The 13,390-nt window shown below is 57.1% G+C and carries 14 protein-coding genes; 6 read left to right on the forward strand and 8 right to left on the reverse strand.

What is annotated here, in order from left to right; translation table 11 throughout:
• Positions 1-2 precede the first annotated feature (2 nt).
• Positions 3-632, reverse strand: a complete 630-nt coding sequence (locus CA948_RS14410; RefSeq protein ID WP_094198063.1) for an SCO family protein — start codon at positions 630-632, stop codon at positions 3-5.
• Position 633: 1 nt separating this feature from the next.
• Positions 634-1,416 carry an SURF1 family protein gene (locus CA948_RS14415; RefSeq protein WP_108728370.1) on the reverse strand — a complete coding sequence of 261 codons (783 nt, stop codon included), beginning with the start codon at positions 1,414-1,416 and terminating at the stop codon, positions 634-636.
• 28 nt (positions 1,417-1,444) lie between these two features.
• Here CA948_RS14415 and CA948_RS14420 point away from each other — a divergent pair, with 28 nt between their 5' ends.
• Complete coding sequence (locus tag CA948_RS14420) at positions 1,445-1,651, forward strand: twin transmembrane helix small protein (protein WP_042485541.1); 207 nt, start codon at positions 1,445-1,447, stop codon at positions 1,649-1,651.
• A 44-nt stretch (positions 1,652-1,695) separates the two neighbouring features.
• Here the strand turns inward: CA948_RS14420 and CA948_RS14425 are convergent, their stop codons facing one another.
• The 5 genes from CA948_RS14425 to coxB form a co-directional block, all read right to left on the reverse strand.
• Complete coding sequence (locus tag CA948_RS14425) at positions 1,696-2,571, reverse strand: cytochrome c oxidase subunit 3 (protein ID WP_094198061.1); 876 nt, start codon at positions 2,569-2,571, stop codon at positions 1,696-1,698.
• A 50-nt stretch (positions 2,572-2,621) separates the two neighbouring features.
• Positions 2,622-2,846, reverse strand: a complete 225-nt coding sequence (locus CA948_RS14430) for a DUF2970 domain-containing protein (RefSeq protein ID WP_094198060.1) — start codon at positions 2,844-2,846, stop codon at positions 2,622-2,624.
• 1 nt (position 2,847) lies between these two features.
• On the reverse strand, positions 2,848-2,961 hold the full coding sequence (locus CA948_RS17800; protein ID WP_219003578.1) for a cytochrome oxidase small assembly protein: 114 nt from the start codon (positions 2,959-2,961) through the stop codon (positions 2,848-2,850).
• 16 nt (positions 2,962-2,977) lie between these two features.
• Positions 2,978-4,585 carry a cytochrome c oxidase subunit I gene (gene ctaD, locus CA948_RS14435; protein ID WP_094198059.1) on the reverse strand — a complete coding sequence of 536 codons (1,608 nt, stop codon included), beginning with the start codon at positions 4,583-4,585 and terminating at the stop codon, positions 2,978-2,980.
• A 75-nt stretch (positions 4,586-4,660) separates the two neighbouring features.
• Entirely contained in the window at positions 4,661-5,821 is a 1,161-nt protein-coding gene (gene coxB / locus CA948_RS14440; RefSeq protein WP_094198058.1) for a cytochrome c oxidase subunit II, read from the reverse strand.
• 275 nt (positions 5,822-6,096) lie between these two features.
• On the opposite strand from coxB, the gene CA948_RS14445 reads away from it, so the two are divergent.
• The 4 genes from CA948_RS14445 to CA948_RS14460 all read left to right on the forward strand — a co-directional run bounded on the left by CA948_RS14445 (position 6,097) and on the right by CA948_RS14460 (position 10,473).
• Positions 6,097-6,924: an NUDIX hydrolase gene (locus tag CA948_RS14445; RefSeq protein WP_094198057.1), complete on the forward strand. Its 828-nt coding sequence runs from the start codon at positions 6,097-6,099 to the stop codon at positions 6,922-6,924.
• 44 nt (positions 6,925-6,968) lie between these two features.
• Positions 6,969-7,862 (forward strand): PhaM family polyhydroxyalkanoate granule multifunctional regulatory protein, encoded by an 894-nt coding sequence (locus CA948_RS14450; protein ID WP_108728371.1) that lies wholly within the window; start codon positions 6,969-6,971, stop codon positions 7,860-7,862.
• 13 nt (positions 7,863-7,875) lie between these two features.
• On the forward strand, positions 7,876-9,246 hold the full coding sequence (gene glmU / locus CA948_RS14455) for a bifunctional UDP-N-acetylglucosamine diphosphorylase/glucosamine-1-phosphate N-acetyltransferase GlmU (protein ID WP_094198055.1): 1,371 nt from the start codon (positions 7,876-7,878) through the stop codon (positions 9,244-9,246).
• Positions 9,247-9,330: 84 nt separating this feature from the next.
• Complete coding sequence (locus tag CA948_RS14460; RefSeq protein WP_238988601.1) at positions 9,331-10,473, forward strand: glycosyltransferase family 4 protein; 1,143 nt, start codon at positions 9,331-9,333, stop codon at positions 10,471-10,473.
• 219 nt (positions 10,474-10,692) lie between these two features.
• Here CA948_RS14460 and CA948_RS14465 read toward each other — a convergent pair whose 3' ends face one another.
• Positions 10,693-11,169, reverse strand: a complete 477-nt coding sequence (locus CA948_RS14465) for an Lrp/AsnC family transcriptional regulator (RefSeq protein WP_094198053.1) — start codon at positions 11,167-11,169, stop codon at positions 10,693-10,695.
• A gap of 201 nt (positions 11,170-11,370) precedes the next feature.
• Here CA948_RS14465 and glmS point away from each other — a divergent pair, with 201 nt between their 5' ends.
• The gene (gene glmS / locus CA948_RS14470; protein WP_094198052.1) at positions 11,371-13,197 is read left to right on the forward strand and encodes a glutamine--fructose-6-phosphate transaminase (isomerizing); all 1,827 of its coding nucleotides are present in this window, start codon (positions 11,371-11,373) and stop codon (positions 13,195-13,197) included.
• The last annotated feature ends 193 nt before the right edge of the window (positions 13,198-13,390 follow it).

Genomic DNA, 13,390 nt, shown 5'->3' on the forward strand with positions numbered 1-13,390 from the left:
ACTTATCCGATGCGTGAGTTGTTCAGCAGTTTGCGTATGTCGGTGCGAACTTTGATAGGGTCGGCATCACCGGGGAAAACCATCATTAAATTGCCATTGGGGTCGATGATCCACATGCCATTTTTGACAGCTTGTTCGGCAGCACGGCTGTCGGTTCCAGGGGCTAGAAACTCGGCCAACTGGCCCGGATCGGCGCGCAGCATATGAGTGCCTAGATAGGCTTCCAGAATTTGTTCCGAAGGCTGGCCTTGGTCCGTCACAAACCAGACGCGGGCGAGTCGGTCTACATTCTTACCCTGGCTGGCATGGGAGTTGCGCAGGATAAACAGCTTGCGTACGCAGCTTTCGGGGCAGGCGCTCTCGTCGGCACTGACCAGTACCCAGCGGCCCCGCAGGGACTGCAGATCAAAGGCCTCGCCTTGCAGGGTCTGCAAGGGTAGGGTGGCAGGTGTCGGTACGCTACGTTGTGGCTCAATCAACTGACCATAGGCATTGCTTTGCTCAGGCCGCAGCCCCAACGAAGGCATGTAGTAGGCCGCCAGCGCAAACAGTACCGGTGCCAGACTGACTGCCAGCAGCAGATACAACGGAGTCAGGGAACGCGGGCGGGCAGGGGTTTGAGTCGTGTCCACGTCAGGTTTTCCTTGTAGGGGCAAAGTTGGGTCTGGAGCGTCGTAGCCATTTCCACGCTACACCGATCCAGGCACACAGGGCAATCAGGGCAAAACCGAACCATTGCAGGGCATAGCCCCGGTTCTTTTCAAAGTCGATATTCGGGTCGGGCCAGTTGGTTTGCAACTGCGAGGCGGGGGCGGTCTGGGCCAGCACACGGGGCAGTACAGGCAGATCAATGCGGCTGCGCAGATCTTCCAGGGCCAGGTTCTGCACCACAGGGGGCGTACCAGAAGGGCTGGGCAAGTGCTCGGGCAAGGGACTGCTGCCTAGCTCAAACAGACGCGGCACGCGTTCCAGTAATTCACCGGAGATGGTCTCGGAGCCGGACGGTGCGTCCGGTACGCTAGGCGCCTGTCCCGGTACGCGAGCTAGCCAACCTCGGAGTACGAGCAGGCTGGAGCCTGCCAGATCACCTTCGTCCAGCACAAAAGGAGTCGCAATCCAGTAGCCCGGCTTACCTTTGAAATTGCGATTATCCAGGAGTACAGTTAACTCACTGCGCCAGGAGCCGTGCACGGCGACAGACTGCCACAAGGCACCTTTATCCAGGCTGGCCTGGGAATCAATATGAAGGGGAGCTTGTTGGCGGCCTTGTTCAATTTGTTGTGCCAGGCTTTGACGTTCCTGTGCGCGGCTCAGTTGCCAACGCCCCAGGCTAATGAACAGCAGCATCAGCAAACCCAGACAAACCAGGGCAAGCAGGGGTCGAGTCGAAGAAGAACGAGAATTGTTGCTGGACATCCATTCAACCTGAAGCGGGGGAGACGTAATGCGTGTGCTAGTTCTGATCGTGTTTCTGGGGATTATTGTGTCGCTGGGTTCGGCCCTGGTGTATTTGATGCGGGACCGGGGTAACTCCAATCGCATGGCCTATGCCTTGACCTGGCGAGTGGGCTTGTCCGTGGCCCTGTTCCTGTTTGTGTTGCTGGCCCATTATCTGGGTTGGATTGAAAGCACCGGCGTGCCCTTGGCCTGAGGTAAAAACCCAGGCCCGAAGAAATGGGCCTGGGGCATGAATCACTAGAACCAGTAGACGTACAGATACAAGCCCAACCACACCACATCCACAAAGTGCCAATACCAGGCGGCACCTTCAAAACCAAAGTGGTGCTCGGCGGTAAAGTGACCGCGCATCAACCGTATCAGCATCACCGTTAGCATGGTGGCACCGATAATCACGTGAAAGCCGTGAAAACCCGTCAGCATATAGAACAAGGCCCCATAGGCGCCGGAGGTGAACTTCAGGTTCAGTTCGGCGTAGGCGTGCAGGTACTCGTAGGCCTGGCAGGCCACAAAGGCAAAGCCCAGTGCGACCGTCATGAACAGCCAGAAGATTGCGCTGCTACGCTTGCTGGCGCGCAGTGCATGGTGAGCGATGGTCAGGGTAACGCCCGAGGTCAGCAGCAAAGCCGTGTTGATCGTTGGCAGCCATAGCGGGCCAACTGTCTGGAACGGAGCGATCGTGCCCGCTGGCCCCTGATTGGGCCATGTCCCGGTAAAGTCCGGCCAGAGCAGGGCGCGGTGATCCAGATCGCTTAACAGCGGTGTGGAAATTTCGCGGGTATACCAGAGCGCCCCGAAAAAAGCGGCAAAAAACATGACTTCGGAAAAGATGAACCAGGACATACTCCAGCGATAGGAGATGTCTACGCGTGTGCTGTTCAGGCCCGTTTCGGATTCACGCACGGCGTCGCTGAACCAGAAGAACAGGACCAGCAGGAAGCTGAGAATCCCGACCAGGAACACCCAGAAACCGCCCGGCCAGTTATTGATCCAGGTTGCCGCACCCAGCAGCGTCAGACATAGGGAAAGGCTGGCGCGTACCGGGTGTCCCGACAAGCCGGGGACGTAGTAATACGGCGCCTTGGATGGGTGAGCCGTAGTCTCGACATGCATAGTGTTCTCCTTCGGGTCATGTGCCCTGGGGCACAGTATCCGGCCAGGGTTCAGCCGGCCTGACCAATGAACCAGCGGGCCACCATAATCAGGCCCACAACGAAAACAACCGTGGCGATCAAGGCGGCAATAATCAGATAGACCGGATTGATCTTGGCAATGTCCTGTTCATGGTCGCTGCCACGACGGACTCCAAAAAAACCCCAGGCAATGGCTTTCAATGTCTGGAAAAAACTGAGCTTGCGCCGTGTGAGGTCCCGAAAATCGTCATCCATATCACTGTCCTAGAAATTGACTGCCTTTTAGAAAGGTCCAGGCCATGATGGCAATGACGAACACGGCCAGGAGCAATCCCAGACGGCGGTTGCGACGGCGTTGTTCGGGGGTCATGGGCGTTCCTCCAGTGTTACTTGACGACAGGGGGGACTTCAAAGGTGTGATGCGGGGCGGGCGAGGGCACCGTCCATTCCAGACCTTCTGCGCCTTCCCAGGGCTTGGCACTGGCCACTTCCCCTTTACCGCGAGCGGCCTGGATCACGATGTAGATCAATAGCAGTTGCGACAGGCCAAACCAGAAGGCGCCAATGGTGGCAATCTGGTGGAAATCCGTGAACTGACCAGCGTAGTCCACATAGCGGCGTGGCATGCCTGCCAGACCCAGAAAGTGCATGGGGAAGAAGGTCACGTTGAACGAGATCATGGTGGACCAGAAGTGGATCTTGCCCAGACGTTCGTTGTACATGCGGCCTGTCCACTTGGGCAGCCAGTAGTAGGCACCACCAAACAGGGCAAAGAGCGATCCGGCTACCAGCACATAGTGGAAATGAGCCACCACGTAATAGGTGTCGTGAACCGCAATATCAATGGGGGCTACGGCAAGGATCAGGCCGGTAAAGCCGCCAATCGTGAACACGAAGATAAAGCCGATGGAAAACAGCATGGGCGTTTCAAAAGACAGCGAACCGCGCCACATGGTGGCCACCCAGTTAAAGATTTTCACCCCGGTCGGAATGGAAATCAGCATGGTGGCGTACATGAAATACAACTGCCCGGTTACTGGCATGCCGGTGGTGAACATGTGGTGCGCCCACACCAGGAAGGACAGAATTGCAATGGCGGCGGTTGCATACACCATGGAGGCATAGCCAAACAGGGCCTTGCGCGAGAAGGCCGGCACGATGGCCGACACAATCCCGAAGGCCGGCAAGATCATGATGTAGACCTCGGGGTGACCAAAGAACCAGAAAATGTGCTGGTACAGAACCGGATCGCCACCACCGGCTGCGTTAAAGAAGTGGGTGCCAAAGTGGCGGTCGGTCAGCAGCATGGTCACGGCAGCGGCCAGCACAGGCATGACCGCAATCAACAGGTACGCGGTAATCAGCCAGGTCCAGCAAAACAGCGGCATTTTCATCAGCGTCATGCCAGGGGCGCGCATGTTCAATACCGTCACCACAATATTGATGGCTCCCATGATGGAGGACGCGCCCAGAATATGAACCGCAAAAATAGTGAAGTCCATGCCGGGGCCCATCTGCAAGGACAGCGGTGCATACATGGTCCAGCCACCGGCAGGTGCGCCGCCCGGCACAAAGAAAGATGCGGTAAACAGAATCGCGCCCACGGGCAGCAGCCAGAAGCTGAAGTTGTTCATGCGGGCAAAGGCCATGTCCGAGGCACCGATTTGCAACGGAATCATCCAGTTGGCAAAGCCCACAAATGCCGGCATGATCGCGCCGAAAATCATGATCAGGCCGTGCATGGTGGTGAACTGGTTAAACAGCTCGGGCCGGAAAAATTGCAAGCCCGGCTGGAACAGTTCTGTACGCAGCAGCAAGGCCAGCACGCCGCCCTCCAGCAACATCACAAAGGAGAAGATCAGGTACATGGTCCCGATGTCTTTGTGATTGGTGGCGAACAGCCAGCGACGCCAGCCGCTAGGGGTGGCATGGGCATGATGGTGATCATCATGTCCGCTCGGGTTCGCTACATGGTCGACGGTGACGCTACTCATGCTTGACTCCTTGCTGCACTCCCCCTGGCCGTAGTCAGGGATGGATTGATAGTGTGATAGGCGGTGCGCGCAGAATTAGCGCTGTTGCTGGACATCGGCGGGCATCACGACAGGATCAGGCCCTTTGCCCGCGTTGCCCCAGGCATTGCGTGTGTAGGTAATGACCGCTGCAATCTGAACGTCGTTAAGTTGATTGCGGAAGGCGGCCATCGCGGTGCCAGGGTGACCATTTAACACCGTGTCAATCTGGCCTTTTTTGGGGGCAAGGACAAACTTCGTATCGCCATCCAGAGCGGGGAAGGTGCCGGGCATGCCTTTACCGTTGGCCTGGTGGCAAGCCACGCAGTTTTGCGCAAAGATCTGTTGGCCGCGCTCGATCAACTCGTCTTTTGTCCACTCTTTATTGGGATCGTCGGCCTGGGCAGTCATCAAGTCGTTCTGCTCTTTGGCCCACGTGTCGTAGTCGTCTTGCTCCATCACTTGCACCACGATGGGCATGTAGGCATGGTCCTTGCCGCACAGCTCGGCACATTGGCCACGGTAGGTGCCGACCTTATCCGCACGGAACCAGGTATCGCGCAAAAAACCAGGGATGGCATCTTGCTTGACGCCAAACTCGGGCACCATCCAGGAATGGATGACATCCTCGGCAGTGAGCATGACGCGCACTTTCTTGTTGACCGGCACGACCAGTGGCTTGTCCACTTCCATCAGATAGTTGGGGCCAATGGGTTCGCGACCTTCAATCTGGGCGCGGGGGGTGGACAGGTTGGACAGGTATTTCACGCCCGTGGCTGGGCCGTCCAGATACTCGTAGCCCCATTTCCACTGATAACCCGTGACCTTGACGGTCAGATCGGCGCTGCTGGTGTCCTTCATGGCCACCACCGTTTTGGTGGCAGGCAGCGCCATGCCGATCACGATCAGAAAGGGGATGATAGTCCAGGCTACTTCCACCCCCAGGTGCTCGTGAAAGCGCGCGGCAATTGCACCCTTGGACTTGCGATGCCGGATGATGGAATAGAACATCACACCGAACACGCCAATAAAGATGATGGTACAGATAATCAGCATCATCCAATGCAGCCAGGCAATGTCCTGGGCGATGGGGGTAACCCCGTTATGCAAATTGAGCTGATTGACACGGGGGCCACCTTCCATATTGGTGACCTGAGCCAAGCTAGGCCCTGCCGTCGAACAGGCGGTCAGAGCAAATAAACTTCTCCACATCTTCATTGTTGTCCCTCTTTTGGTGTTGCCATGCCAAACCGGGGTTCGGCTGCGTCAACGCTCCGAAAAATCCAACGCTGGAAGAAACTGCTGTGTTGCAGTGGCGGGCTTGTGGCAGCTAAGTGCTGGTCCGCTCGAAGTTTTTAATTGCTTATTTGTTCACGGAAATTATATAGAACTTGCTTTAGCCTTCAAGGGCAGGGTATGTCCCTAGACGACAAGGTTGGACTAAACGCTACAAAAGCCGTAACGGAGCAAGGCTTGAATTACAATCGCCGACTATGACTTTGTTCCAGAACCGATCACTTACTCAGGCCTTGCGTCAGCGCATGGCCAGCCTGACCAGTCAGCTGCAACAATTGCCCCCGCCGGGCAGCCGTCCTGTCACTGTTGATGGGCGCGTGGCCGGATGGATCACCCCCAAGGCCGCTCGTTGTATTGAGCCCTTGCCCGGGGTCTCGATTGAAGAAGATGTCTTGCGTCTGAGCGATTGCCCCAGCCAGGAACTGAGCTTGGCTCAGGTCCTGGATCAGGTCGCCTTGCGTTTGCAGGAAGGCGGTTGCATCCGGGCCTGGCGTGACGAGTTGTTGGACGTGGTCGGAGAAGGGCAATGTCTGTCCCGCATTGAACGTGGTGCCGTGCGGCCCTTGGGTTTTCTGACGCAAGCGGTGCATTTGAATGGTTGGTCCACAGACGGCCGAATCTGGGCCGCGCGTCGTTCCCCCACCAAATCGACAGACCCGAATATGTGGGACACGCTGGTCGGGGGATTGGCGGTCAGCGGTGAATCGTTGCAGACCTCCCTCATACGCGAAAGTTATGAAGAAGCAGGTTTGGCCGAGTCCGTGCTGGTCAATTGCACCCCTTTGCGCGTGTCCTTGCGCATGCATCGTCGCCTGCCGGAAGGCTATCAGGTGGAGAACGCCCTGGTTAGCGATTGCGTGCTGGCTGACGATGTGCGGCCCCGCAATATGGACGGCGAGGTTAGTGAGTTTCGCTTATTGACGCTGGATGAAGCCTGGCAAATGATAGAAGCAGATTTGTTCACCCTGGAAGCGCAAGTGGTGCTGATCGACAGCATCAAGCAGCATCTGGACAAGCTGGCCTGAACCTGGGCATTACCGGGCAGGCACCAACCTGATGGGAGCGACGCATGAACCCGAATCCTTTTGGTATACCTGATTTCAATGCCCTGGGCAGCGGCAACAATCCATTGCTGCGCAGCATGGATATGATGGCGCAGGCCTGGAAAAACATGGCCAGCGGGGGAGCGGGCGATGTCGGCTCGGGCATGATGCCCAGCTTGTCCCCTGATGATCTGGATCGCCGTATCCGTGACTTGCGTGCAGTGGAGAGCTGGTTGCAGTTGAACCTGTCCATGCTGAGCACCACCATCCAGGGGCTGGAGATTCAGCGCTCCACCCTGGCGGCGATCAAGACCATGGCGCAGCAAGGCACCCAGGCTGCTGGTGGGAAAAATCCTTTTGAAGCCTTTATGGCTTTCAATCCCATGGCGGCCGGTGCTGCAGCGGCCGAGAGTGCCGCCAGTGTCTCGAGCACCCAGCCTGGGGTCAGTCAGCCTGAAACCGCAGCGCAAACGGCCTTCCAGCAAGCATCGGCACAGCCACAACAAGCGTCGCCACAGCCCGACGCGGCTGCCAATCAGGACAGCTCCAAAGATAAACAGCCCGGCGCTCAGCAGGACGCAGGTGCAGGTAATCCCGCTGCGCAAGCGTGGTGGAACATGCTGCAACAGCAATTCGATGCCATGGCGACCGCTACAGCCGCATCGATGCAGCAGGTGGAAAACTATCGCCAGCAGGCGACCAAGGCCAAAGCGGCCGGGTCGGCCAAGCCCCCTAAACCGGCCGCCGCCGATGCCCAGACTTCTGCCAAGACCAGTGCTCCGGCAACAGCCAAACCGGTAAAAACGGCCGCAAAAGCAGCGACTAAAACGGCGGCCAAGGCGGCCACCAAAACGGCGGCTAAAAAAACCGCCACGCGCAGCACCAAAAGTAGTACCAAAAAAACGGATCGACCAACCTAGTAGGTAAATTTTTATGCTTAATATCGTGATTCTGGCAGCAGGCATGGGCAAGCGTATGCAGTCTGACCTGCCCAAAGTACTGCACCCTATCGCCGGCAAATCCATGCTGGCCCACGTGCTCGACAGCGCACGTGAATTGGAGCCGGAAAAAGTTGTGGTCGTGGTGGGGCATGGCGCCGAGCGCGTTCAGCAAACCTTCGCTCAGGCCGAGCTGGCCTTTGCCTTGCAGCAACCTCAACATGGCACGGGCCACGCTGTACAACAGGCTGTGCCTGAACTGGTCGGTGGCGACCAGCAAGATGACGCCACGCTGGTTCTGTATGGCGACGTCCCTCTGGTCCAGGCTGACACCTTGCGACGCTTGTTGGCCGCGCGTGGCCAAGGCGTGGCTGTATTGACTGAAACGCTGGCAGACTCCACCGGCTATGGCCGCATCATTCGCGGTGCTGACGGTTCCGTGCAACGCATTGTTGAGCACAAAGATGCCAACGACGCCGAGCGTGCCGTGAAAGAGGTCAATACCGGCATTTTGGTGGCGCCCACGGCCCGCCTGAAAGACTGGTTGACCCGCATTACCAATGACAATGCACAAGGCGAGTATTACCTGACCGACATCATCGCCTTGGCGGTTGCCGATGGCGTGTCGGTGCAAGCTGCTCAACCCGCTGCTGGCTGGGAAACCCTGGGTGTGAATAGCCGCATTCAACAGGCTGAGCTGGAGCGTTTGTGGCAAGCCGAGCAGGCCCGTCGCTTGCTGGAAAAAGGCGTGACACTGGCTGACCCGGCCCGCTTTGATCTGCGCGGCACACTGGAATGTGGCCGCGATGTGTTCATTGATGTGGGCTGCGTGTTTGAAGGCAAGGTCGTGCTGCAAGACGGCGTGCGTGTTGGCCCGCATAGCGTGCTGCGTGACGTGACCATCGGTGCTGGTACACAGATCGAAGCCTTCAGCCATCTGCAACAAGCCCAGGTTGGCGAACAAGCCCGTATCGGCCCTTACGCCCGCCTGCGTCCAGGTGCTGTGCTGGCCAATCACACCCACGTAGGCAACTTCGTGGAAATCAAGAACACCCAACTGGGCGAAGGCTCCAAAGCCAATCATCTGGCCTATATCGGTGATGCCGATGTGGGGCAGCGTGTGAACATTGGCGCGGGCACCATCACCTGCAATTACGACGGCGTGAACAAGTTCCGCACCGTGATTGGTGACGATGCGTTCATCGGCTCCGATACGCAGTTGGTGGCCCCGGTGACCGTAGGCCGTGGCGCAACGATTGGTGCGGGTACGACCCTGGTGCGCAATGCACCGGATGATCAGTTGACCCTGTCGCGTTCGGAACAGCGCAGCGTGTCCGGCTGGAAGCGCCCGGTTCGTAAATCTTGATGTGTGTTAGCCCCTCTTTGGTATGGCCCCCTTTGCGTTGCAAGGGGGGGCGTGCTGCCTGCTTTGGTGGCATAGCAAGCCCGGATGGGCGGATTCTGGGTGGTCGCCATGCGCATTCTGCAGCTTAATTTCGAGCGCGGCTGGCGCGGTGGCGAGCGGCAGACCTTGTTGAGTCTGCTGCATATGCAGCAGGCTGGCCATCAGGTCAGCTTGCTGGCCAGAGGCGATGAGGAATTGGCCAAGCGTGCCAAAGAGCAGGGCTTGAGCGTGGTGGAGTGTGCCTCTGTGGGTGCCGCACTGCGCTACTTGCTGGTACATGGCCGTGGTTTTGATATCGTCCACTCTCAAACCGCGTCCTGCATGAGCTGGTTGGCCCTGCTGCATTTCTGGCTGCCCAAGCGGGTCGTCTTTACACGTCGCACGGCTTTTCCGGTTGATCGTAAACGTATCGAGCAGCGTAGTGGGCGGCAAGCAAGCATCCCCTTAAGTTCCAAAGAGCGCCGCACGCGCTGGAAATGGCGCAAGGCGGATCGCCTGGTGGCCATCAGTCAGGCAGCGGCAGCCGAGCCGCGTCGCCTGGGTTTTTCTGTAGACGTGATTCCCAGCGCCATTGACTATGTGGAGCAGGACGACGCCTATGTGAACCACTTGCGGCAGCGTTGGAATCCGCAAGGCTTGCACGTTCTGGGGACGATGGCAGCATTGACGGCAGAGAAAGATCCCTTGACCCTGATTCGTGCCGTTCATGCCCTGTATCAGCGTCGTCAGGACTTTGTGTTTTTGCATTTTGGTGCGCCTGGTTCCGAGTCCTTAGCGGCACAGGAACTGATTGTGCAATTGGGCCTGGAGTCCTGCTACAAGCTGGCGGGTTTTGAAGCTCGCCCTGAACAAGCGTATCGCCTGATGGATGGCTTTGTCTTGAGTTCCCGGCATGAGGCCCTGGGTTCCAGTGTCCTGGATGCGTTCGTGTATGACGTTCCCGTGACGGCGACGATGGCGGGGGGCTTGAGCGAGCTGCTGGACAATGGGCGCGGTACCTTATGCGCGGTAGGGGATGCGCAAGCCATCGCCCAGGCTTTGGACGCCACTTTGAGCAATCCGACGGCCGCGCGGCAACAGGCCGCACTGGCACATCGCTGGGTGCAGCAGGAGCATGACCCCGCTGTCATGGTGCAGCGTTACCTGCGTCTGTATCAGCAACTGGTGCAACAACGCGCACGAACCTGAACGCGGCTGTTTTAATCTGCTTCTGCGCGTTCTACTCTTTGCTCTTGTGCTGACCTTCACGTGTGTTTTAATTCCTGCCACAGCCACAGCCACAGCCACAGCCACAGCCACAGCCACAGCCACAGCCACAGCCACAGCCACAGCCACAGCCACAGCCACAGCCACAGCCACAGCCATGTTCTTTGCCGATAGCGTTTCGGCGTAAAAACTTGGCCTGGTTTAGATCTTCGCCGCAGGTAAAGGGACTCGTGTCTCGAACTTGGCCTGATGAATCGAGAAGAAGCTGCGAATATTGCGGATATTTGCCTGGTTGGTGAACAGGGCATGAGCCAGCTTGTGATATGCCGTCATATCGCTGACCTGCAGGATCACAATGAAATCCACGCCAGTAGAGACCCGATAGCATTGCGTCACCGCAGTTTCCGGTGCCATCAGGCGCTCGAATTGCTGCAGATATTCTTCACCCTGACGGTCCAGCGTAATCTCTACAATCGCCGTCAAACTGGGGCCCAGTTGTTCCGGATCCAGCAAGGCGACCTGCCTGCGAATCACCCCTTGTTCACTTAAACGACGCACTCGCCGCAAGCAAGTTGGGGCAGAGGCATGCACGCGCAAAGCCAGCGCCTGATTGCTGATGGAAGCATCATTTTGCAGCTGCTCCAGAATGCGTAAGTCCAGCTCGTCCAGTTCAATCATGACAATGTTTATCTATCTATGATGAAATAAAATTCCGTTAAATAAAATGAAATTTGTTTTTCTTTCATATTGATTATTAAATGAAATTTTAATTCATTTTAGAAAAAAAATAGACATAAAATTTTTTGTGTTTCAGATCAGAATAGGCGGATTGAATTGATTAGCTGGCCCACCAAAAGGGGCCATGAACAGGAGTTGGCTATGTGTGGAATTGTTGGCGCGGTGGCGCAACGCGATATTGTTCCCGTGCTGCTGGAGGGGCTGCAGCGCCTGGAGTACCGGGGCTACGATTCTTGCGGGGTTGCTGTTCATGCGCAGGGTCAGTTGTTGCGGGCACGCAGTACACAGCGTGTGGCCGAGCTGCAAGAGCAGGTCAAGGCGGATCAACTGCAAGGCTTTACCGGCATTGCTCACACACGCTGGGCAACCCATGGCGCACCGGCGACTCATAACGCCCACCCGCATTTCTCCGGCAAGGGCAAAGCGCGTATTGCGCTGGTGCATAACGGCATTATCGAAAACCATGACGAACTGCGCACCGAGCTGCAAAACATAGGCTACGTGTTCGAGAGCCAAACCGATACTGAGGTGATCGCTCACCTGATCGACCACCTGTACAACGGTGACCTGTTCGAGGCCGTGCAGCAGGTTATTCGCCGTTTGACCGGTGCCTATGCCATTGCCGTGTTCTGCCAGGATGAGCCGCATCGTGTGGTGGGTGCTCGCCATGGTTCGCCCCTGGTCGTCGGCGTGGGCCAGAACGAAAATTTCCTGGCATCGGATGCCCTGGCATTGGCCGGAACCACCGATCAAATCATCTACCTGGAAGACGGTGATGTGATCGATCTGCAGATCAATAAAGTGTGGATCATGGACAAGGACGGCCGCACCGTTGATCGTCCCGTACACACCGTGCATTTGCACACCGCTGCGGCTGAATTGGGCCCATACCGCCACTTTATGCAAAAGGAAATCTTCGAGCAGCCCCGTGCGGTGGGCGATACCTTGCAAGACATTGAAAGCGTTACGCCCGAGCTGTTTGGCGACCAGGCCTACAAGGTTTTTCAGGATATCGACAATGTGCTGATTCTGGCTTGCGGCACCAGCTATTACGCCGGTTTGACCGCCCGTTACTGGATCGAGTCCCTGGCCAAAATCCCCGTTAACGTGGAAATCGCCAGCGAATACCGCTACCGCGACAGCGTGCCCAACCCCCGCACTTTGGTGGTGACGATTTCCCAGTCCGGCGAAACCGCCGACACCCTGGCCGCCTTGAAGCATGCCCGCAGCCTAGGCATGGAGCAGACTCTGACCATCTGCAACGTGGCCACCAGCGCCATGGTGCGCGAGTGCAAACTGTCCTACATCACCCGTGCTGGCGTAGAAATTGGCGTGGCTTCGACCAAAGCCTTCACCACCCAGTTGACCGCCTTGTTCTTGCTGACCATCGCACTGGCTCAAGTCAAAGGACATCTGAATCAGGAGCAGGAAGGCGACTACCTGAAAGCCCTGCGCCATTTGCCTACCGCTATCGCAGCCGTGTTGGCACTGGAGCCGCAAATCATGGCCTGGGCTGATCGTTTTGCCAGCAAGGAAAACGCCTTGTTTCTGGGCCGTGGCATGCATTACCCCATCGCCATGGAAGGCGCGCTGAAGCTGAAAGAAATCAGCTACATCCACGCCGAAGGCTACCCCGCCGGTGAACTGAAACACGGCCCTCTGGCCCTGGTCACCGAAGCCATGCCTGTAGTCACCATCGCCCCACGCGATGAGCTGCTGGAAAAGCTGAAATCCAATATCGAAGAAGTCCACGCACGCGGTGGCGAACTGTACGTGTTTGCTGATGCCGATACCCGTATCGGCAGCAGCGAGCGTGTGCACGTGATCCGCATGCCAGAGCACTACGGCAAGTTGTCCCCCATCTTGCACACCGTGACACTGCAATTGCTGGCGTATCACACCGCCTGCTCGCGTGGTACGGACGTGGATAAACCACGGAATTTGGCCAAGAGTGTGACGGTGGAGTGAGCGAGATTTAAGCGGCAAAGACCGGAAGTAAAATCTGTCCGGTCTGTTGTCAATTGACACTGTCCGAGTTTCATCAAAACCCACCGAATTGACATTGATTTCGGTGGGTTTTGATTTTTAAGCGGTTGGAGCCCGTAATTTGGTGGGCCATGAAGTATTCAGAAAAAGTTAACCGTTACAAAATTCTATTCAT

Source organism: Alcaligenes aquatilis (assembly GCF_003076515.1).
GTDB lineage: Bacteria > Pseudomonadota > Gammaproteobacteria > Burkholderiales > Burkholderiaceae_B > Alcaligenes > Alcaligenes aquatilis.